This is a genomic window from Campylobacter sp. RM6914, from assembly GCF_004803835.1.
Taxonomy (GTDB): Bacteria; Campylobacterota; Campylobacteria; order Campylobacterales; family Campylobacteraceae; genus Campylobacter_A; species Campylobacter_A californiensis.
Genome location: NZ_CP012545.1, coordinates 811,557 through 832,649, shown reverse-complemented (window position 1 = coordinate 832,649; position 21,093 = coordinate 811,557). Strand labels below are relative to the sequence as shown.

Genomic DNA, 21,093 nt, shown 5'->3' with positions numbered 1-21,093 from the left:
TATGAATCTTTCAAAAGCGCTTTTGATACTTTTTACAACTATAAATTTAAGCGCATTAACTTTTGATCAAAATATCACACAAACGCCGTTTTCGATAGAATTTGGCGTAAATGAAACTATAGATGAAAAACTCGTAGGAACAACAAGCGATGATAAAATTTTAACTTGCGTGCCTGAAATAAACGCAACTATAGAATACAAAACAAAAAGTATCATCCTTTACACCAAAGACCTTCACGCAGGCAAAAAACACACCTGCAAAATGCAAAACAGCAAGATAAACTTTAGCACTCCAAATTTTGAATTAAAAAGCATAGACAAAATTTCAGATTATAAATTTGTATTAAAATTTAACGACAAAGTCAGCGCCAATGAGCTAAAACAAAAGCTAGCCATAAACGACAACAACTTTAGTATACAAAATTCATTTGAAAAGGCTTTTGTTATAGCTTTAGACAAAGCTCAAAGTAACCCCGCTTTTAACCTTCCTAAAGACTTTAGTAGCGAATTTAACGCGACTTTGGGAGCCGACCTTAATATAACTTACTCAAAACCCTTAAATGAAGAAAATATCGTAGTAGAAAATGAAAAAGCAAAAACTTTAACGATAGACAAACTCTATCCTCAAAGCCTCAATAACGGAAAACTAGCAGCTAGAATTTATCTAAAAGACTGGCTTTATAATGATAGAAATTTTAATAAATTTATCGAAATAAAAGGCGTCAAAAATTTTCAAATAACAAATATCGGATATGTTATAGACGAAAACAAAACGGATGAGATAGGTGAGGATTTTTATTATTATTTTGATATCGTAAGTGATGAATTTAAAGCCCTTAACGAATACGAAATAACTATCAAAAAAGGTTTTGGCGATAACTGGAATGTAGTAAGAGACGATAGTACTTATATCGTTAAAATGCCAAATTTGGCACCTTTTGCAGAATTTATAAACGATAAGCCGTATATATCAAGCGTCGGAGAGATCGGCATAAGAAGTGTAAATGTAAGCAACCTTAAAGTAGTTATAGAAAAACTTAGCGATCAAAATTATAGATATTTTTTAAATTTCAAACCACAACCAAACGACATAGACGAATTTGTAAGCGAGATAGCTTCTAAAAACTACGAACTAGGCGGGGTTTTAAACGAGTTTTCATCACATAAAATCAAACTTGACTTTACCGGAGTTACAGATGGAATTTATCGTGTGAATTTATACTACGACAAAGATAAACACACCTCAAAAGTAGTCTATCTAAGTGATATAGCAGTAAATGCAAAACTTAGCAAGGATGAAATTTTCGTATTTGCCAACAGACTTGGTGAAAACATAATGCTAGCTAATGCAAATGTTAAAATTTACAGCAAGAAAAACGACGAGATCACGATAGGTGCAACAAATGACGAAGGTGTTTTTAAATTTAGCAAAAAAGACATTTATAAAGATGTAGGCTCGGTTGTCGTAAGCCTTGCAAAAGAGCAAAATTTCTTGATTATAAATGAAGACGGACATATAAACAAAGACGCTGCGTATTCGCTAAAAGACGGCAACCAAACTATCGACGCATTTACACACTTTGCATCAAATTTAATAAGACCAGATGAAAGCATAAAAGGTGTAAGCTATCTAAGAGATAGAAATTTTACTCCGATCTCAAACATGCCTGTTAAAGTCAAAATAACCGATCCGCAAAACAAAGAGATAGCAAATTTAACCTATCAAACAAATGAAGTAGGTGCTTTTGACTTTAACGAAAGTATATCAAGCGAGCTTAGTGGCAGGTTTACTTTTAGCGTTATTTATGCCGGTAAAATTTTATCAAAAGAGCCATTTTACGTTGAAAGCTTTACTCCAACTCGTATAAAAAATGAAATAACTCTTGCAAAAGATAAATTTCATGCCCAGGAGCTAGGCAAAATTTTATTGTCAAGCTCATATTTATTTGGAAGTAAGGCAAGCTTTTTAAACGGTAGTTTGGAGATTGATTTTGTTGACTTAGAATACAAAAACGAACAATACAAAGACTATAAATTTAAAGACGACACTGTTAAAAATTTAGCCTTAGATGGCTTTTATAAGCCTGTTAAACTCGATGAAAACGGCACAAGCAAGGAGTCTTTTGTCATCGATATAAACGACAGCGTCCAAACCCAAAGCATAGCAAACGGCATAATAAATTTTAACATAAACGACGATGGGCAAAATGTAAGCGCAAGTAAGCTAATAACTATCTTTCCGAAGCAAAATTTAGTTGGAATTTATGCAAACAAAAATTTTGTCGAACCTGAAGAAAAGGTAAATTTTAAAACCGTAGTGCTTGATACAAAAAGCATGAAAGAAGTTAAGTCAAATCTAAAATTTGAGATAAAAAGACGAATTTGGAACTATACAACCGACGCATTTAACGAGCTAAGATGGTTTGAAAGCCTAGAAACCATAGCTACATTTACACAAGAAAATAGCGCTTTAGAATACGCCTTTGCTCAAAGCGGCAACTATACAGTCGTAGTAACTGACATCATAAGCAAAGCAAGCACTAGCATAGACATTGATGTCAGCGGCTATACATACTCAACTTTAATGCCAACAAAAGAGCTTTCAAAAGCACAGATAAAACTAAATGCAAAAAGCTACAAAAAAGGCGATGAGCTAAGCGCAGATATAAGTTCGGTCATAAAAGAAGGACTAGCGCTTGTTACGGTAGAAAGCGGAAACGTAAAAGCATATAAGCTTGCAAGGATAAAAAACAACTCGGCAAATGTTAAATTTAAACTTGATTTTGATTTTACCGGTTTATATGTAAGTGCGAACATCTACCGACTAGCAGATGAGGGAAGCACACCGTTTAGAACACATGCGAAAGTCTATGCAAACGCCGATAAAAGCGATAGAAACATACAACTTTTGTTAAATGCCCCAAAAAGCTCATTTACAAACAAGGACGTTAAGATCGAGATAGAAACCGAACCAAATGCCGATATAGCGTTATTTCTAGCAGATTTTGGTATACTTAACATCACTTCACAACCGTCCCCAAATCCACTTCAATTTTTTGATAAAGTTGTTAGCGACGGCGTTTTTGACTATGATTTTTACGATAGACTAACAGGCTACAAGCTAAATGCAAAAACGCTAAATTTTGGCGGAGATAGCGCTGCTAATATGCTAATGGCTGCCAAAATGGCAAAATACGAAAGTCCTGTAGATACTAAAAACATAAAAACATTTTATGAAGCTACAAAGCTTAAAGCTGACGAGAATGGAACTGCGGTTTATATGTTTAAAACACCTAGCGACTTTAACTCGGCCATCCGTATAGATGTTATAAGTTCAAGCAAACTAAAGATGTCAAGCACCAGTGCTGTTTTAGAGGTTAAAGACGATGTAGTTTTAAAACCCACAAAGCTTAGTTATATGATAAACGGCGATGAGATAGAGGGGATTTTGCGTATCCTCAACACTACAGAAAATAAAAAAACTCTAAATTTAAGCTCAAGTCACAGCCACAACCTGGATATAAATTTAAGTCAAACATCTGTAAATCTACAACCTTTTGAAAATATAGCTTTGAATTTTAATATAAAAGCAAAAGATGTTGCTGATGCTAAATTTGAGATAACAGCTACAGACGAAGCAAATAACACCTTTGCAAATTTAAACAACATTACCATCATAAATGCCCAACCAAAAAGCACTTACGCAAAAAGCTTTAGTGTGCATAAATCACGAAAATTCAAGCTCGCAAACGGCTATACAGACATAGCAATTGATGCTTCAAGTTCTATTTACGGTCTACTTGCGGCAATGTCAAAAAATTTAATCTCTTACCCATATGGATGTTCCGAACAACGCTCAAGTCGCCTTTTAGCCCTACTTCATGCAAAAAGCGCAGACGAAACCGAAGAAAAAGATAGAGTTAGGTTTATAAATAGTGCCATAAAAGAACTAAGTAAAATGCAAAATAAAAATGGCGAATTTGGATACTGGAGTGAGCTAGGAGCGGTTGATAGCTTTGCTTCTATATACACTGCCGATGTGCTTTTTGAGCTTAGCAAAGCTGGTTTTAACGTGGATGAAAATATCAAAAAACAAGCGATCAATGGACTAAAGCACCACACAAACGGTGATAACGCACTTTATGCGATGTATGTTTTAAGTAAAAATTCAAAAGCCAGCATGAGCGAGATAAATCAAATTTACGACACTAAAAATTACACAAAAACCACTCTTAGCAAATACCTAATGGCTTCGATACTACAAGCGGTTGGATACAAAAACGAAGCTTTGATGGTACTTAAAAATTTAGATGTAGTTAAGACAGAAAATGAGAGCATAGGCTTTAGCTCAAATTTAAGAGACAAGGCATTTATACTATATCTGCACGCTACAAATTTTGAGAAAAATACATTTTCAGATAATCTTGCAAAAGAGCTACTAACAAAAACAAACAGCGCTCGCTCAACACAAGAAAGGGCGTTTATGCTTCGTGCGTTAAATGCTTATTTTGCGGATTTAAAAGATGATAAAGATGTGAAATTTAAAGTAAAATACGACGGCAAAGTTGAAGAATTTAACGCAAATCAAACGATAAATTTAAACACAAAAAAAGGCGAATTTGAAGTAGAAGCAACCGGCGATTTGTTTATAACAATTAGTTCAAGTGCCTATATACCCCTGCAGATAAAGCATGCAAAAGAGAAAAAAGAGCTTGATATTTACAGGACTTTTGTCACAAATGATGGTAAAGAAATATCGCTAAATTCACTTAAACTCAACGATATAGTTTACTCAAAAGTTGAAATTTTATCCAAGGCAGACCTTGTGGGTGCTTTAAACGAGATAACTAGCACATGTTTTGAGCCCATAAATGAAAATTTAGCAAATTTTACAAGAGATGAAGCCGTAACAAATAGCATAAATTTATCACATCAGCTCATAAAGGACGATAAGGACGATAGAGTTTTGAGCTTTTTCGAATTAAAAGGCGGTGAAAATGCAATTATCTATACACCTTACCGAGTTGTTTTAAAAGGTAAATGCTCTCTGCCTGCTGTCATAGGCGAAAACATGTATAACGAAGCACAAAATGACTATGATTTAGCTACAAAGAGCTTTATTATAAAGTAAAACAAAAGGGTGACTAGCTCACCCTACTCTATCTTCTTTAGCCCCTTAAAAAGCAAATTTTAAACAAGTTTTTGATAAAATCGAGCATTTTTTAAATAATAATTAAGGATAAAAAAGTGGCTGATTTTTACAATGCAAAAGAGATAGAAGAGAAATTTTATAAGATTTGCGAAGAGCGCGGATATTTTGAGATAGATGGCAACAAGTCTATCCAAGAAGATGGCAAAAATTTCTGCATAATGATGCCACCACCAAACGTCACTGGAGTGCTTCATATCGGACACTCGCTTACTTTTACACTTCAAGATATTATGACTCGTTATAAGCGTATGGACGGTTACAAAACACTATGGCAACCAGGGCTTGATCACGCTGGTATCGCTACTCAAAACGTGGTAGAAAAACAGCTTTTAGCACAAGGAACAAAAAAAGAGGACTTGGGACGCAAAAAATTTGTAAATAAAGTATGGGAGTGGAAGGAAAAAAGTGGCGGTCAGATAGTCTATCAGATGCGCCGTCTTGGTATCACTCCTGCGTGGAGTAGAGAGCGCTTTACTATGGATGAGGGGCTTAAAAAGGCTGTAAAGAAGGCATTTGTAAATTTATATGAAAAAGGTCTTATCATACGCGGTAACTACATGGTAAACTGGTGCACCCATGATGGCGCGCTAAGTGATGTAGAGGTTGAGCATAAGGAAAATAAGGGCAAGCTTTACCACCTAAGATATTTTCTAAAAGAAAGTAAAGAATTTGTTATCGTGGCGACCACCAGACCTGAGACATACTTTGGTGACACGGCTGTTATGGTAAATCCAAATGATGAACGTTATAAAAATTTAATAGGTAAAACAGTCGTGCTTCCTATCATAAACCGTGAAATTCCTATCATCGCGGACGAGCACGTTGATATGGAGTTTGGAACGGGCGTGGTCAAAGTAACTCCTGCACACGACGTGAACGACTATGAAGTAGGCAAACGCCATAACTTAGAGTTTATCACAATATTTGACGAGCAAGGGATTTTGAACGACTACTGCGATAAATTTAAAGGTCTTGAGCGACTTGAGGCGCGTGATATAGTGATGGCTGAGCTTGAAAAGATAGGAAATGTAGAGAAAATCGAAGACTACGAAAACCAAGTGGGCTACTGCTATCGTTGTAAGAACGTGGTCGAGCCGTATATCTCAAAACAGTGGTTTGTAAAGAGCGAGATAGCGGACGAGGCGATAAAAAAGGTAAACGAGGGCGCGGCGGAGTTTTATCCGTCACACTGGATAAATAGCTTTAATGCATGGATGAGAGAGCTAAAAGACTGGTGTATCAGCCGTCAGCTTTGGTGGGGACATCAGATTCCTGTATTTTACTGCGAGTGTGGGCATGAGTGGGCGGATGAGAGCGATACGCCTGAGTGCTGTCCAAAGTGTGGTAGTAAGAGCTTCACGCAAGACCCTGACGTACTAGATACGTGGTTTAGTAGTGGTTTGTGGCCTATCTCAACACTTGGCTGGGGTAACGGCGACGAGCTTAAAAATGAGAAATGGTTTGAAAACGACTTAAAAGAATTTTATCCAAACACTATGCTTATAACAGGCTTTGATATACTATTTTTCTGGGTTGCTAGGATGATGTTTCAGAGTGAAAACGCACTTGGCGAGATACCGTTTAAAGATATCTACCTGCACGCGTTGGTAAAAGATAAAGATGGCAAAAAGATGAGCAAAAGTAGTGGAAATATCATCGACCCGCTTGATAAGATAGATGAGTATTCGGCTGATATTTTACGTTTTACGCTTACGCTTTTAGCGGTGCAGGGTCGCGATATACGCTTAAGTGAAGAGAAAATGGTGCTAGTTAGAAACTTCACAAACAAGCTTTATAACGCGAGTAAGTACCTGCTTCTAAACGCACCAAAATTTGAAAATTTAAGTGAAATAGAGGTAAAAACCGAGCTAGGCAGATATATGCTAAGTCGCTTTAACGAGTGTGTGGCAGTCGTGCGTGAAAACGTCGAAGCGTACCGCTTTAACGATGCGGCAAATGCGCTTTATAAATTTTTATGGGATGAGTTTTGCGACTGGGGTATCGAGTTAAGCAAGGGTGATAAGGCTAGTGTGGCAGAGCTTGGGGCGATATTTAAAGAGGCGATGAGGGCGATGAGTCCGTTTATGCCGTTTATCTCTGAGTATCTTTTCCACGAGCTAAGTGGTACAAATTTAGAGGATACAAACTCTATAATGGTCGAGGCGTATCCAAAGGTAAATGAGCGTGATATGGATATCGAGCGTAAATTTGCACTAGTTATAGAAGCCATAGTAAGCATACGCCGTGCAAAAGCGACTGTTGATCTTGGTAACTCAAAGATAGCCAAGGCTTATATGATAGTGGATGAGGATATGAGTGCTGTGATGCACTACGTAAGACTTCTGGCAAAATGCGAGGAGATAGAGATTTGCACTGATAAAGTGGCAAACTCTGCCGTTGATGTTAGTGAAAATTTAAGCGTGTTTGTACCACTATCAGGCATCGATACTAGTGAGATAGTAAAGCGTCTAATGGGGCAGAAAAACAAGCTAGAAAAAGAGGTAGCAAAGCTAGAAAATATGCTAGGAAATGAGAAATTTGTAGCAAATGCACCGGCTGAAGTCATCAAAACTAACCGCGAAGGGCTAGAAAATGCAAAAGCACAGCTTGAAAAAGTAGTTGGCGAGCTAGCAAATTTTGGAGCGTAATAGGTGAAATTTTTTGGTTTTTGTGTTAGGACATGGCGACTTGAACGCGTGCCTTGAAATTTATAGATTTTAAAACACAAAAAACAGATAAATTTAACAAGGAAAAATATGAGTAAGATAAAAATAGCAGTTTTGGGATATGGAAATTTAGGTCGTGGCGTTGAACTAGCAACAAGAAACACAAAAGATATAGAGATGACGGCGGTATTTAGCCGTCGTGAGCCAAGCAGCGTAAAAACTTGCGGTGCGCCTGTATTTAAAATGGATGAAATTTTATCACACAAGAGCGAGTTTGACGTGCTAATACTTTGTGGAGGAAGTGCTACTGACCTGCCTACACAAACTCCTGAGTTTGTTAAAAATTTCAACGTCGTTGATAGCTTTGACACGCACGCTAAAATTCCAGAACACTTTGCAGCAGTTGATGCTGAGGCTAAAAAAAGTAAAAAAGTAGGCGTGATAGCCGTAGGCTGGGATCCGGGTCTGTTTTCACTAAATCGCCTTTATAGTGAGAGTGTGTTAGAAAATGGCGAGAGTTATACATTTTGGGGTAAAGGTGTTAGTCAAGGACACTCTGACGCCATACGCCGTGTAAAAGGCGTAGTGGATGCTAGACAGTATACAGTGCCGATAGAGAGCGCATTAAATAGTGTCCGAAATGGTGAAAATCCTAAACTTTCTACACGTGAAAAACACCTAAGAGAATGCTATGTGGTAGTAGAAGACGGTGCTGATAAAGCTCGTATCGAAAACGAGATAAAAACTATGCCAAACTACTTTGCCGACTATAACACAAGCGTGCATTTTGTCGACCTAGAAACACTTAAACGCGAACACGGCGGTATCCCGCACGGTGGTTTTGTGCTAAGAAGTGGTAAAACAGGTGAAAACGACGAAAGTAAACACCTAATCGAATTTTCACTAAAACTAGACTCCAACCCAGAATTTACGGCTAGTGTTTTAGTGGCTTACGCACGTGCAGCTTACCGCTTAAATGCAAAGGGCGAGAGCGGTGCATACACAGTTTTTGACATAGCTCCGGCATTAATATCACCAAAAAGCACAGAAGAGCTAAGAAAAGAAATTTTATAAGCAACCAGTTTTAAAGGACTGGTTTTGCCAAAAAAGGAATTTTAGTGATTGAAATTAAAAATTTAAAGAAATATTACGGCGACACATTAACCATCAACGATGTAAGTTTGCAGATAGAAAGTGGCGAAATTTTTGCCATAGTCGGACACAGTGGCGCCGGTAAATCAACCCTGCTTCGCTGTATAAACGGACTTGAGGACTATCAAGAAGGAAGCCTAAAGGTGTTTGGCAAAGAGATAAGCCAGATCAAAGGCGATGAGTTAAGGCGTTTTAGAAAAGATATCGGGATGATATTTCAACACTTCGCACTAATGAACCGCAAAACTGTCTTTGAAAATGTAGCAACTCCACTTAGATTTTGGGGGTTTGACGGCGCATACATAAACAAAAAAGTAAATGAGCTTTTAAGCCTTGTTGGCCTTGAAAATAAATTAAAATCATATCCAAACGAGCTAAGCGGCGGTCAAAAACAACGCGTCGCCATAGCAAGAGCATTAGCCTTGGAGCCAAAAATTTTATTAAGCGATGAAGCGACTTCTGCGCTTGATCCAAATACAACCAAAGGTGTTTTGGAGCTTTTAACACGTATCAACAAAGAGCTTGGTATAAGCGTAGTTTTGGTTACTCATGAAATGGAAGTCGTAAAAAGTGTCGCCTCTCGTGCGTTACTGCTAGAACATGGAAAGATAATAGGCTGCGGCAGTATCGAGGAGTTATTCTTAAAACCCGACTTAAAAATGAAAGAATTTCTTGGCGAAGAGGAAATTTTGCCAGAAAGTGGCATAAATATTCGCTTGTATTTTCCAAAAGAAGTCGCCCAACACAGCATCATAACACATATGGCGAGGACGCTAAATGTTGATTTTAACATCGTTTGGGGCAAATTAGAAAAGCTAAACGACCATGTTCTTGGAAATTTGGTAATAAACATCGAAGAAGAAGACAAAGAAAAAGTGCTTGATTATATATCTAAAAGTGGCGTTTTATGGGAGGTGGCGTAATGTTTGGCATTGATTTTTCAAAATTTCCTGATGTGTTTAACAGAATTTTACTCCCTGCTATAAACGAAACCGTTTACATGAGCCTTGTTTCTACATTTTTAGCATTTGTCATAGGCATTATCCCTGCCGTTCTACTCATCATCTCTGATAAAGACGGCCTAAAACCAAATTCTAAAGTCTACTTTATACTTGATATTTGTGTAAATATCCTAAGAAGCTTTCCGTTTATCATCCTTATCATCGTACTATTTCCTATCACAAAAATGATAGTTGGCACAAGCATAGGCACTACTGCTGCGATCGTTCCACTTACCATCGGAGCTGCTCCTTTTGTGGCTAGGCTTATTGAAAACTCTTTAAAAGAGGTTGATCGCGGCATAATAGAAGCAGCAAAAAGCTTTGGTGCTTCAAATTTTCAGATCATTTTTAGGATAATGTTTGTCGAGGCACTTCCAGGTATCATATCTGCGTTTACATTAACTTTTATCGTAAATATCGGCTTTTCAGCGATGGCTGGAGCTGTCGGTGGTGGCGGTCTTGGAGCAGTTGCGATAAATTACGGATATCAGAGATTTCGCCCTGATATAATGTTTTACACCGTAGTTATCCTGATAATCATGGTACAAATCGTTCAAATTTTAGGAAATTTAGCCTATAAATGGACGAAAAAATAAAAAAATTAGATGATATTTGCGGATAAAAAGAACGCAAATATCATCGCCACGCACAGTATAAATCCGATAAAAATAGCTATAAATTTTGGTTTAAAGAACCTGTTGAGAAGTATAATCTCAGGCAAGCTTATCCCAGCTGCCGTTATCACAAACGCTCCAAAAGCCGCCGCGCTCGCACCTGATGACAAGAGTGCTGTTCCGATAGGGATGAGGGCTTCTACTCTGACATAAAGTAAAATGCCAAGTACGGCTGATATAAATATAGAGTCAAAGTCGCTTGCGCCAAGGTATGATGATACAAGCGTTTGTGGCACGAAGCCATGTATCGTCGCACCGATAAACATCGCAACCAGTACGTACACAAATAGCTTTTTGTACTCCCTAAGTGAGTTTGAAAAAGCTATTTTATAGATACTTTCATTAGTGTTTGCTTGGTTGCAAGCACAGATTTTTGGTTGAGTTGTAGCTTTAAAAACCATACTTGAAACGCCTACACTTAGGCTAAATTTTGGTTTTATAAAGTCATCTTTTAAAAATTTGTTTTGGTTTATTTTAGATAGTATGATGCCAAAAGTAATTGATGTGATAAAAATAACCGCAAAATAAACAGCTGTAAATTTTAAGCCAAAACCGATAAAAAGTAGAGTCAGGATAACCGGATTTACAAGTGGTGAGCTTAGTAAAAACACACTACTAACCCCCAAAGAAACGCCACTTTTTAAAAATCCGTTTAAAAGTGGTATGGTAGAACAAGAACAAAACGGAGTGAGAGCGCCGACTACAAATGCTTTAACGAAGCTTGAAAAATCGCTCTTTACTAAATGCTTTTTAAGTTTATCGCTGAATTTTTCAGACACAATGAATACCAAAAACGACACAACTAAAAATAACAGTGAAATCTCAACAAAATAAATCATAAAAAATTTGAAAAACTGAAATACGCTTTGCCTTGTAAATATATCTAACATATCTTATCCTTTTATTTTTTGCATTATTATATATCTATATAGGAATATAGTCAAGTATAAATTTAGCTTTTTTAGATAAAATTGCCAAAAGGATTTTAGATGCGGTATGTTGATATTTTTGAGCTAAAAAGTGATTTTATGAGGGCTTTAGCCCATCCATTAAGAGTTCAGATAGTTGAAATTTTAGGCGATAAAAGTATGAGTGTAAGCGAAATTTGTGAAAACTTAAACAAAGAGCAAGCCACCATTTCAAAGCATCTTAGTGTATTAAAAAGTGCTGGAATTTTAAAAGGAGAAAAATCAGGACTTCATGTATTTTACTCAGTTGATATTTGCTGTTTGCCAAACTTTTTAGAGTGCATAAATAGAATTTTAGAGGAAAAAATCACTAAAAATTCAAAAAATGCAAGAAGTATCATAAAAAATTTAAGGTAAATTTTTAAACAAATACTTCGTTTTTAGAGTATAAAACCGCCGTTCCGCCAAGTCTTACGCGTCCGTTTGACATCATCTCACACTCTAAAATTCCACTTCTAGCTGATGCTTGTAGTGCTTTTAGCTTTATTTTGTCTAAATTTTTAGCCCAAAATGGCACGATATGACAGTACCCTGAGCCACAAACCGGGTCTTCGCTTATGCCTAGTTTTGGCGCAAAGCTTCTTGAAACACAGTCAAATTCACCTCCTTTTGCACTTATATGAGTTATAAGTCCGTCAAGCTCTAGCATCGCACCAAAATCAAGTTTTGCGTTTATAATATCGCTCTCATTTTCCATTATAAGAAGCAGGTCGCGTCCCAAAAAGGCTTGCTGTGGCTTTGCTCCTACAGCCCTACTCATCGCTTCAGTCACATTTATCTCTTTTAGCTCAAACACTGGAAAGTCAAGCAAAAATACACTGTTTTCATAGGTTACAGTTAAAATCCCACTTAATGTACTAAATTTAAACTCATTTTGACTCGGCTCAAAAAAGCTTTTTAAAACAAAGGCGCTAGCAAGCGTAGCATGTCCGCATAGGTCTACTTTGCTAACAGGCGTAAACCACCTAAGATTATAAATTTCACCATTTTTAACTAAAAATGCAGTTTCGGATAAATTATTTTCAGCAGCTATCTTTTGCATCAAATTTTCATCAAGCGGAGCGTCGCTTACGCAAACACAGGCTGGATTGCCTTTAAAAAGCTCATTTGTAAAAGCATCTACATGATGTATTATCATCATTTTTCCTTTAAATTTTTAAGTATTTACATCAATTGACCTAAATTTTAAAGATTTTAAACTTATTTTAAAGCAACTTTTCTTACAATTCGCCAATTTAATTTGAAAAAGAGAAAGGATATATCATGAAATCAGATATGTGCGAAATGTGTCGCTTGATAGAAACTAAGGTGTCGAAAGACAAATACTAAGCACAAATTTCTTTTTAAGTGCTTAGTTCGCTAAACATTTAAAAAGAAATTTAAGCCTTCTACTATCCGCTTATCCTTTTTGAGTGTTAGCAAATTTTTAAAAAGGATAAAAAATGACAAAAATACTTGCTACTTCATTAGTTGCTTTAAGCCTGCTTGTATCAGCAAACGCAGCTGAAAAAATCGTAGTCGGCGCAACGCCTGTTCCACACGCTGAGATCCTTGAGGTTATAAAACCTATCCTTGCAAAAGATGGCTATGATCTTGAAATAAAAGAATTTAACGATTACTCTATACCAAATATCGCAACTGACGACGGCGATTTGGATGCAAATTTCTTCCAACACCTGCCTTATCTTGAAGAATTTAACAAAAACAAAGGAACAAAACTTACGCATACCGTAGGTGTTCACCTTGAGCCAATGGGTGTTTACTCTAAAAAGATAAAAAGCATCAACGAGATCAAAAACGGAGATATCGTAGCTATACCAAACGACCCAACGAACGAGAGTCGTGCTCTTGATGTTTTGGCCACCGCAGGTCTTATAAAGCTAAATGACAATCCACTAAAAACACCTCTTGATATAACCCAAAATCCAAAAAATCTAAAATTTAAAGAGATGGAGTCGGCTCAAACACCTCGCACACTAGATGATGTTACGATAGCAGTTATTAATACGAACTATGCTTTGAATGCTAGCCTAAACCCTATAAAAGACGCTCTTGCTCTTGAAAGTAAAGAGAGCCCTTACGTAAACTATGTAGTTGTAAAAGTAGGCAATGAGCAAAGTAAAAAAATACAAGCTCTAAACAAAGCTATAACAACACCTGAAGTAAAAGCTTTCATCGAGAAAAAATACGAAGGAGCCATACTTCCAGCGTTTTAATAACGCCATCAAGGAAGCCAAAAGCTTCCTTAATACCACAAAGAGCAAAGGCCTTTAACCTTTTGTCCTAAAGTCGGTAAATTTAAGTCTAAATTTATCAATGCAGCGTATCACGCATAATCTAAAAGGAAATGTAATGAAAATTTTAACCATAATAAGCACAGCCATACTCGCACTAAATTTATACGGTGCAAGTGGTGATAAAAAGATCATAGTCGGAGTTTCTCCCGTTCCTCACGCTGAAATTTTAGAGTTTATAAAGCCAAATTTAAAAGCACAAGGGTATGAGCTGGTCATCCAAGAGATAAACGACTACTCTATACCAAATATCGCAACTCAAAACGGTGATCTAGATGCAAATTTCTTTCAGCACCTGCCATATCTTGAAGAGCAAAATAAAAACCGCGGGCTCACGCTTGTTAGGACCGTAGCCGTTCATGTTGAACCGCTTGGCTTTTACTCTAAGAAGATAAAAAACATAAATGAGCTAAAAGACGGAGCGACCATTACCATCGCACATGACCCAAGTAACGCCAACCGCGCACTTAAGATACTTGAAAAAGCAAAGCTTATCGAACTTGCGCCAAATATCAGCCTTGCAACTCCGCATGATATAGTTAAAAATCCTAAGAATTTAAAATTTCTTGAGCTCGAAGGAGCGCAAATTCCACGCACGCTAGACGAGGTTGATCTGGCCGCTATTAGCACAAATTTCATCCTTGATATAGGTCTTAGTGTATCAAAAGATGCGCTTTTGCTTGAAGATAGCGATAGTCCTTATGCAAATATCGTAGTTACTCGCGCAGGAAATGAAAATAACGATAAGATAAAGGCGTTAAACGCCGCTATCACGACACAAGAGGTTAAAAATTTCATACTTGATCGCTATAAAGGCGAAGTTATACCGGCGTTTTAATGCCAAAAAACAAAATAAAATAAAGGAAAAATAATGAAAATTTCAAAACTACTACTACCACTTGCATCTATCTCTTTAGCGCTTAGCCTAAATGCAGCAGGAGATGCAAAAACAATAATAATCGGCGCAACTCCTGTTCCTCATGCGGAAATTCTTGAAGAGGTCGTAGCTCCGCTTTTGGCAAAAGAGGGCTATAAGCTTGAGATCAAGGTATTTAACGACTATGTTATACCAAATTTAGCAACCGAGCAAGGCGATCTTGACGCAAATTACTTCCAGGGTCTTCCTTACATGAAAGCCTTTAATAAAGACAATAAAACACATATTGTCCCAACTGCCGGCGTTCACGTAGAGCCTATGGGAATTTACTCAAAGAAGATAAAAAGCCTTGACGAGCTTAAAAACGGCGATATCGTAGCTATATCAAACAACTCTGCAGACTCGACTAGATCGATAAATTTATTAGAAAAGGCAGGGATTATAAAAGCAAACAATAGCGAATACAAATCTCCGCTTGACATAGTAGAAAATCCAAAAAATCTAAAATTTAAAGAGATGGAGTCAGCTCAAACACCTCGCGCACTTGATGATGTGACGATAGCTTTTATCAACATAAACTACGCACTTGACGTAGGTCTAAAGCCAACGCAAGACGCACTTTTGCTTGAAGGAAAAGATAGTCCTTATACAAATTTTGTAGCAGTAAAAGATGGTAATGAAAACCTACCAAAGATCAAGGCTCTAAACAAAGCCATACTAAGTCCCGAGGTAAAAGAATTTATTATCAGTCGCTACAAAGGAGCGGTTATACCGTCGTTTTAACACGCAGGGCATATGCCCTGCTCTTTTGAAAGAATATCATGGAAATTTATGCACTTTTAGCCCTTATGGCGACACATTTTTTAGCCCTTATAGTACCTGGACCAGATATTTTCCTCATCCTTAGAACATCACTTGCTTATGGATTTAGACAAAGCATTTTTGCCTGTCTTGGAGTGGGAGCCGGGATAATCATCTGGATCATGCTTACAGCCTTTGGTCTAAAAACACTATTTGTTTTATTTCCACCTTTGCAAATAGCACTCATGCTCTTTAGCGTCTGCTATCTTTTTTACCTTAGTTTTTTGCTTTATCGTTCTTCAAAAAATAGCTCAAATGTCAATGTTAAGGAAAATAAAGATAAAAATTTAAGCGCAAAACACTTTTTTATCGTGGGATTTTTAACAAATTTATCAAACCCTAAAGCCATTTTATACTTTGCGAGCATATTTTCAAGATTTATCGATAAGTCAGGCAATGTCTACCACATCATACTTTTAGTTGCGGTTATATCAATACAAAGCGTTCTTAGCTTCATACTCTTGGGCAAATTGTTTTCTTTGCCTAAAGCACGTGAAGCCTTTCTTAAAAAACAACGTCTTTTAGACGGAATTTGTTCACTCGTTTTTGCCGTTTTTGCCACAATCATCTTTTATGAGCTTGTGCTTGAAATTTTAAATGCTTTAAAAGGGTGATTTAACTATAATTAAGGCTTTAAATTTTTAAAAGGTCTGCCTTGTTAAGTGATGTTATAAATTTTATCGTCTCGGTTGTTAGCCAGTGGGGATATACCGGGATATTTTTTATGATGTTTTTAGAAAGTTCGTTTTTCCCGTTTCCAAGCGAAGTAGTCATGGTTCCTGCCGGATACTTAGCACATAAGGGCGAGATGAGCCTAACTTTGGCATTTATGGCAGGAACTCTTGGTTCATTAGCCGGAGCTATTTTTAATTATTATTTGTGCTACTTTTTTGGTCGTCCCCTCATTCAAAAATACGGTAAATTTGTTGGTATCACAGATAAAAAAATGCAAAAATTCGAAAACTTTTTTAACAAACACGGTGAAATTTCGACATTTAACTGCCGTTTGATCCCAGGGATCCGCCAATACATCAGCTTGCCGGCAGGACTTACTAAAATGAATGTTTTAAAATTTAGTTTATTTACTACGTTGGGTGCTGGGATTTGGGTTGGTATACTACTTTGGGTTGGCTACTTTCTGGGTCAAAATGAGGAGTTGATATCAGCCAAGTTAAAAGAGATAACATTATGGCTTTTGTTTGTCGTAGCCCTACTCTTTGCAGTATATTTTATCTTTGTAAAATATTTTAAAAAAACTTAAAAACATTTTTTGATATAATCTATAAAATTTAAATAAAGGTGAATTTTGAGAGAAAAATTTGAGTATTTCTTGGCTGTATTGGTTATAAAAATTTCTAAAATTTGCCCTATTTCTTTTTCATATAAATTTTTTAAATTTATTGCCGTATTATTATATTACACACTTGGATCAAGACGGAAACTAGCCATTAAAAATTTACGTCTTGCCTATACAAATTTAACACAAAAAGAGATAGAAAATATAGCTAAAAATAACTTCACAAGCCTTAGTAAAACACTTTGCGAGAGCCTCTTACTATATAATGACAAAAAAACGCTTGACGAGCTTATCATAAACGGCAAAGAGGCGATAGAAACCGTAAACCGCCTTTGCGATAACGGCAATCGCCCGGTTTTGTTCACAACGGCTCATTTTGGCAACTGGGAAGCTTTGGCGCATTATTTTGGTTTTAACGGCTACAAACTAGTTGTTGTGGGCAGAGAAGGCAATAACTTACTTATAGAAAAAAATATCACAACGCCATCTCGCACTAAATTTGGTAACGCACTAGCCACAAAAGATAACGCAATGATAAAAATGGTAAAATTTCTTAAAAAAGGATACCATGCAGGGATTTTGATAGACCAAAAACCAGGAGCCATAAATTCCATTCCGTCAACCTTTTTTGGAAGAGAGTGCTTAACGTCAAAAGCTATCGCACAGCTTAAATTAAAATTTAATCCAGTTATAATACCGATCTTTGCAATAAGAAAAGATGATGGACGATATGAGATTATCGTTAAAAATTTTGATGAAAGTGGTTTAAACGGCGATAGTGAGCATGATACTAAATTTATAACACAACAAATAAACGATATATTTGAAGAGGTTGTGAGGCTTGATCCTGCACAGTGGTTTTGGATGCATAATAGGTGGAAAATGTGAGAGCTCTTATCATCAGCGATGCAAGAGCTGGACATGAAAGCCAAAGTGTGGCATTTTGCGAACTCAAAGGATATAAATTTGAGATCTTACGTATCAAATTCTCATATAAATGGCTTAAATTTTTAAGTTATTTGCTTGATTTTTTGCGTATATATCTGCCTATTTTTAACTATGGCAGTTTGAAATTTCAAAATTTTGACATAGTTGTTTCGGCTGGCTCTACGACGTATTATGCTAATAAATATTTTGCAAGAAAATTTAAAGCAAAAAACGTAGCACTAATGGCTCCAAAAGGTTTTAGAAATGACTTTGATATTGTATTTTGCACACATCATGATAATTTTCATGCCAAAAATGCGACCATATTGCCTGTAAATTTAAACTATCTAAAGCCAACAAACTACTACACCCCTCAAAAAAAGGCGATAGGTTTTATCATCGGCGGTAGCAACAAAAGCTTTGTCATGAGTGAAGAGATAGTAAAAACCATAAAAAAGATAAGGGTTAAATTTAGTGACTATGAAGCGCTTATTACAACATCTCCGCGAACTCCAAAAGAGATAGAAAGCGCGCTAAAAAAAGAAAATTTTAACTTTTTTGTAAGCTATCTTGAAGACAAGATAAATCCAATATATGACTTTTTAAAACACTGCAAATACGTATTTATCACCATCGACTCCGTATCCATGATAAGCGAAGCCGTGTGTAACCTTAACGCAAATGTAGTCATACTGGAGCTTGAGAGAAAAGACGAGCATAATAAATTTGATGATTTCATACAAAATTTAAAAGATAAAAAACTGGTTGAAATTTATCAAAAAAACGAGGTGTTTGCCAAAACCGAAAAGATAAATTTAGCTAAAATTTTAAAAGAGATAAATATATGAAAGTAGTTCAGCTTTTACCTGAGCTAAATGAGGGCGGAGTGGAGCGTGGTGTAGTTGAGATAACACGCGAATTTAACAAATATAACATAAAATCATACGTGATAAGCGGTGGTGGAAAGCTGGTAAGCGAGATAGAAAAAAACGGCGTAACGCACATAACGGCTGATGTTTATAGTAAAAATTTGCTCACTATGATCCAACGAGTTTTAAAGCTTAGAAAAATTTTAAAAGAGATAGAGCCTGATATCGTGCATGTTCGCTCACGTGTGCCTGCTTGGCTTTTAAAATTTGCTAAAATCGGACTAAATCTAAATATAGTAAGCACAGTTCACGGTATAAATACACCAAATTTTTACAGTAAGATAATGACGGATGCCGATAAGATAATATGCGTAAGCAACGCCGTAAAAGAGCATATTATAAAACATTTTAATGTGCAAAATGATAAAATATCGGTTGTTTTTCGCGGTGTTGATCTTACCAGCTTTGATCCTAAAAATTTAGCCGATAAGAGAACTTTAAGAGATAAGTTTAAGATAGAAAGCGAGCTTGTTATAAGTGTTGTTGGACGCATAACACAGATAAAAAATATCGAGACCATTTTAAAAGCGACCGCTTTGCTAAAGCAAAAATTTAGCAGTGTCTGCCTCATAGTGGCAGGTGGAGCACATCCCAAAAAAGAGGAGTATTCTAACAAACTTAAGGCGCTAACTAACGAGCTTGGACTTGATAAAAATGTAAAATTTTTAGGTAGTATTAGCGAAGTAGCTAAAATTTACAAACTAAGTGATGTGGTGGTGAGTGCGACCTTAAAACCTGAAAGCTTTGGTAGAAGCGTGGCTGAAGCCATCGCTCTTAATACCCCGGTAGTAGCTAGTAATCACGGCGGTGTGAAAGACATCATAAAAGATGGAGAAAATGGCTACTTTTTTGAGCCACTAGATGAGGTGGAACTTTCTAAAAAGATACTCTTGGCGCGCGAGCTTAAATTTGATGGATTTAATTACATAAAAGAGAAATTTAACTTAGAAAATATGGTAAAAGAAACGGTTAAAGTTTATAAGGAAATTTTAAAATGAATATCTTTGGCGTGAATAAAAATGAAATTTTTACAGATATAAAAAATATATCAAAATTCCAATTTGTTTTTTTGTTTTCTCTTATACTTTGGTGTTTATCAATGCCTTTTGACAATGCCATCTATCAAGGTAGCTGGATTCTTATAAATTTGGTCTTTGTATCTCATGTTGTTTATTATAAAAATTATAATACCGTTATAGAAATTTTAAAAAAACAAAAAATATACTTGGTTTTGTTTGTTCTGCTTTGTTTGGTTATGGCTATATCAAATGCCTTAAACACAGATGTTTTAGGGCCAAAATCTTGGAAGATTATAGTTTATTTTGTTTTACGGTTTGCTCTTATATTTTTAGCCCTATGCTACTTCATTAAAATATATAACTTTAGTGAAAAATTTATTCTTTACTCTTGTATTATAGGTGTTTGTTTTCTTGCGTCTGCGGGACTATACGAGATTATAACAAATTACCAAAATATATTTTTTTACAAAAACTCTAGGTATGGTCTGGAAGGATTTTTACGTAATCGCAATGGGTTTGGTTTAATGATGGGCATAGGCTTTACTATTATTCTATTCTATTTAAAGAATACCGCTTTTAAGGCTGTTTTGCTTAGTATATTTGCACTGTTAATCATCTTTTCTTTTTCACGCTCAGCATGGGTGGCTAGTAGTGCAGCTACTTTATTTTACGTGGCTATTAATATAAAAAAATTTAAAAAAGAGTATTTTTATTTTGCTCTTTTATTTTGTTTTGGAGTACTTGTGCTGTATTATTTTTCAGATAGCCTTCAGCATAGATTTTCAACACTAGTGCAAGGAAACTCTAGCCATAGATTTGGTATATGGCAGTATAGCTATGAGATGTTTTTAAAACAACCATTTTTTGGTTGGGGTATAGATAGTTTTAGATTTGTTCCAAATGCTCCATATTTAACAAATCCAAACTACTCTGCACCGCACAATATGATAATGGAGCTACTTTATAGTACTGGCTCATTGGGTTTTATAGCCTTTATGGGTCTAAATTTAGCTATTTTTATACATTTAGTAAAAACAAAAAATACTAAGGTTATTGGCTTTTTTATTTTTGCTTTTGTTGTTTGTCAGTTTGACTATGGCTTATTTAACACAAAAGAGCTTTTAAGCTATGTTACTGTTTTTTGTTTTATAGGATTAAAAGATAGGATTATTGCTTGATATATGTTGTTTTTGCTTTAATTATTGTGGGACTTGCT

At 36.0% G+C, this 21,093-nt stretch carries 17 protein-coding genes; 15 read left to right on the top strand and 2 right to left on the bottom strand.

Features of this window, described 5'->3' with window-relative positions; translation table 11 throughout:
* Position 1: 1 nt before the first annotated feature.
* From CCAL_RS04345 to CCAL_RS04325, 5 genes are all read left to right on the top strand, one after another.
* The gene (locus CCAL_RS04345) at positions 2–5,131 is read left to right on the top strand and encodes an alpha-2-macroglobulin family protein (RefSeq protein WP_170016022.1); all 5,130 of its coding nucleotides are present in this window, start codon (positions 2–4) and stop codon (positions 5,129–5,131) included.
* 116 nt (positions 5,132–5,247) lie between these two features.
* Positions 5,248–7,860: a valine--tRNA ligase gene (locus CCAL_RS04340; RefSeq protein WP_170016020.1), complete on the top strand. Its 2,613-nt coding sequence runs from the start codon at positions 5,248–5,250 to the stop codon at positions 7,858–7,860.
* A 108-nt stretch (positions 7,861–7,968) separates the two neighbouring features.
* Positions 7,969–8,952: a diaminopimelate dehydrogenase gene (locus CCAL_RS04335; protein WP_170016018.1), complete on the top strand. Its 984-nt coding sequence runs from the start codon at positions 7,969–7,971 to the stop codon at positions 8,950–8,952.
* A 44-nt stretch (positions 8,953–8,996) separates the two neighbouring features.
* Positions 8,997–9,953 (top strand): methionine ABC transporter ATP-binding protein, encoded by a 957-nt coding sequence (locus CCAL_RS04330; RefSeq protein ID WP_169935981.1) that lies wholly within the window; start codon positions 8,997–8,999, stop codon positions 9,951–9,953.
* Positions 9,953–10,627: a methionine ABC transporter permease gene (locus tag CCAL_RS04325; protein WP_169971749.1), complete on the top strand. Its 675-nt coding sequence runs from the start codon at positions 9,953–9,955 to the stop codon at positions 10,625–10,627. The genes CCAL_RS04330 and CCAL_RS04325 overlap by 1 nt, the downstream gene beginning before the upstream one ends.
* Positions 10,628–10,632: 5 nt before the next feature.
* On the opposite strand, the gene CCAL_RS04320 is transcribed toward CCAL_RS04325, so the two are convergent.
* Entirely contained in the window at positions 10,633–11,595 is a 963-nt protein-coding gene (locus CCAL_RS04320) for a permease (RefSeq protein WP_170016016.1), read from the bottom strand.
* A 99-nt stretch (positions 11,596–11,694) separates the two neighbouring features.
* Here CCAL_RS04320 and CCAL_RS04315 point away from each other — a divergent pair, with 99 nt between their 5' ends.
* Positions 11,695–12,030: an ArsR/SmtB family transcription factor gene (locus tag CCAL_RS04315; RefSeq protein ID WP_170016014.1), complete on the top strand. Its 336-nt coding sequence runs from the start codon at positions 11,695–11,697 to the stop codon at positions 12,028–12,030.
* A 4-nt stretch (positions 12,031–12,034) separates the two neighbouring features.
* Here the strand turns inward: CCAL_RS04315 and CCAL_RS04310 are convergent, their stop codons facing one another.
* The gene (locus tag CCAL_RS04310) at positions 12,035–12,811 is read right to left on the bottom strand and encodes a PhzF family phenazine biosynthesis protein (protein ID WP_170016012.1); all 777 of its coding nucleotides are present in this window, start codon (positions 12,809–12,811) and stop codon (positions 12,035–12,037) included.
* A 304-nt stretch (positions 12,812–13,115) separates the two neighbouring features.
* Here CCAL_RS04310 and CCAL_RS04305 point away from each other — a divergent pair, with 304 nt between their 5' ends.
* The 9 genes from CCAL_RS04305 to CCAL_RS04265 all read left to right on the top strand — a co-directional run bounded on the left by CCAL_RS04305 (position 13,116) and on the right by CCAL_RS04265 (position 21,055).
* Positions 13,116–13,889 carry a MetQ/NlpA family ABC transporter substrate-binding protein gene (locus CCAL_RS04305; protein ID WP_170016010.1) on the top strand — a complete coding sequence of 258 codons (774 nt, stop codon included), beginning with the start codon at positions 13,116–13,118 and terminating at the stop codon, positions 13,887–13,889.
* A gap of 136 nt (positions 13,890–14,025) precedes the next feature.
* Complete coding sequence (locus tag CCAL_RS04300; RefSeq protein ID WP_170000139.1) at positions 14,026–14,805, top strand: MetQ/NlpA family ABC transporter substrate-binding protein; 780 nt, start codon at positions 14,026–14,028, stop codon at positions 14,803–14,805.
* 33 nt (positions 14,806–14,838) lie between these two features.
* Positions 14,839–15,627: a MetQ/NlpA family ABC transporter substrate-binding protein gene (locus tag CCAL_RS04295; RefSeq protein WP_170016008.1), complete on the top strand. Its 789-nt coding sequence runs from the start codon at positions 14,839–14,841 to the stop codon at positions 15,625–15,627.
* Positions 15,628–15,665: 38 nt separating this feature from the next.
* Complete coding sequence (locus CCAL_RS04290) at positions 15,666–16,319, top strand: LysE family translocator (protein WP_170016005.1); 654 nt, start codon at positions 15,666–15,668, stop codon at positions 16,317–16,319.
* A 41-nt stretch (positions 16,320–16,360) separates the two neighbouring features.
* Positions 16,361–16,966 carry a DedA family protein gene (locus tag CCAL_RS04285; RefSeq protein WP_170016003.1) on the top strand — a complete coding sequence of 202 codons (606 nt, stop codon included), beginning with the start codon at positions 16,361–16,363 and terminating at the stop codon, positions 16,964–16,966.
* Between the two features lie 45 nt (positions 16,967–17,011).
* On the top strand, positions 17,012–17,890 hold the full coding sequence (locus CCAL_RS04280; protein WP_169936002.1) for a lysophospholipid acyltransferase family protein: 879 nt from the start codon (positions 17,012–17,014) through the stop codon (positions 17,888–17,890).
* On the top strand, positions 17,887–18,777 hold the full coding sequence (locus tag CCAL_RS04275; protein ID WP_170016158.1) for an ELM1/GtrOC1 family putative glycosyltransferase: 891 nt from the start codon (positions 17,887–17,889) through the stop codon (positions 18,775–18,777). The genes CCAL_RS04280 and CCAL_RS04275 overlap by 4 nt, the downstream gene beginning before the upstream one ends.
* A complete protein-coding gene (locus CCAL_RS04270) occupies positions 18,774–19,856 on the top strand; it encodes a glycosyltransferase family 4 protein (protein WP_170016000.1) in 1,083 nt (360 codons plus the stop codon). The genes CCAL_RS04275 and CCAL_RS04270 overlap by 4 nt, the downstream gene beginning before the upstream one ends.
* Positions 19,853–21,055, top strand: a complete 1,203-nt coding sequence (locus tag CCAL_RS04265; RefSeq protein ID WP_170015998.1) for an O-antigen ligase family protein — start codon at positions 19,853–19,855, stop codon at positions 21,053–21,055. The genes CCAL_RS04270 and CCAL_RS04265 overlap by 4 nt, the downstream gene beginning before the upstream one ends.
* Positions 21,056–21,093: the final 38 nt, after the last annotated feature.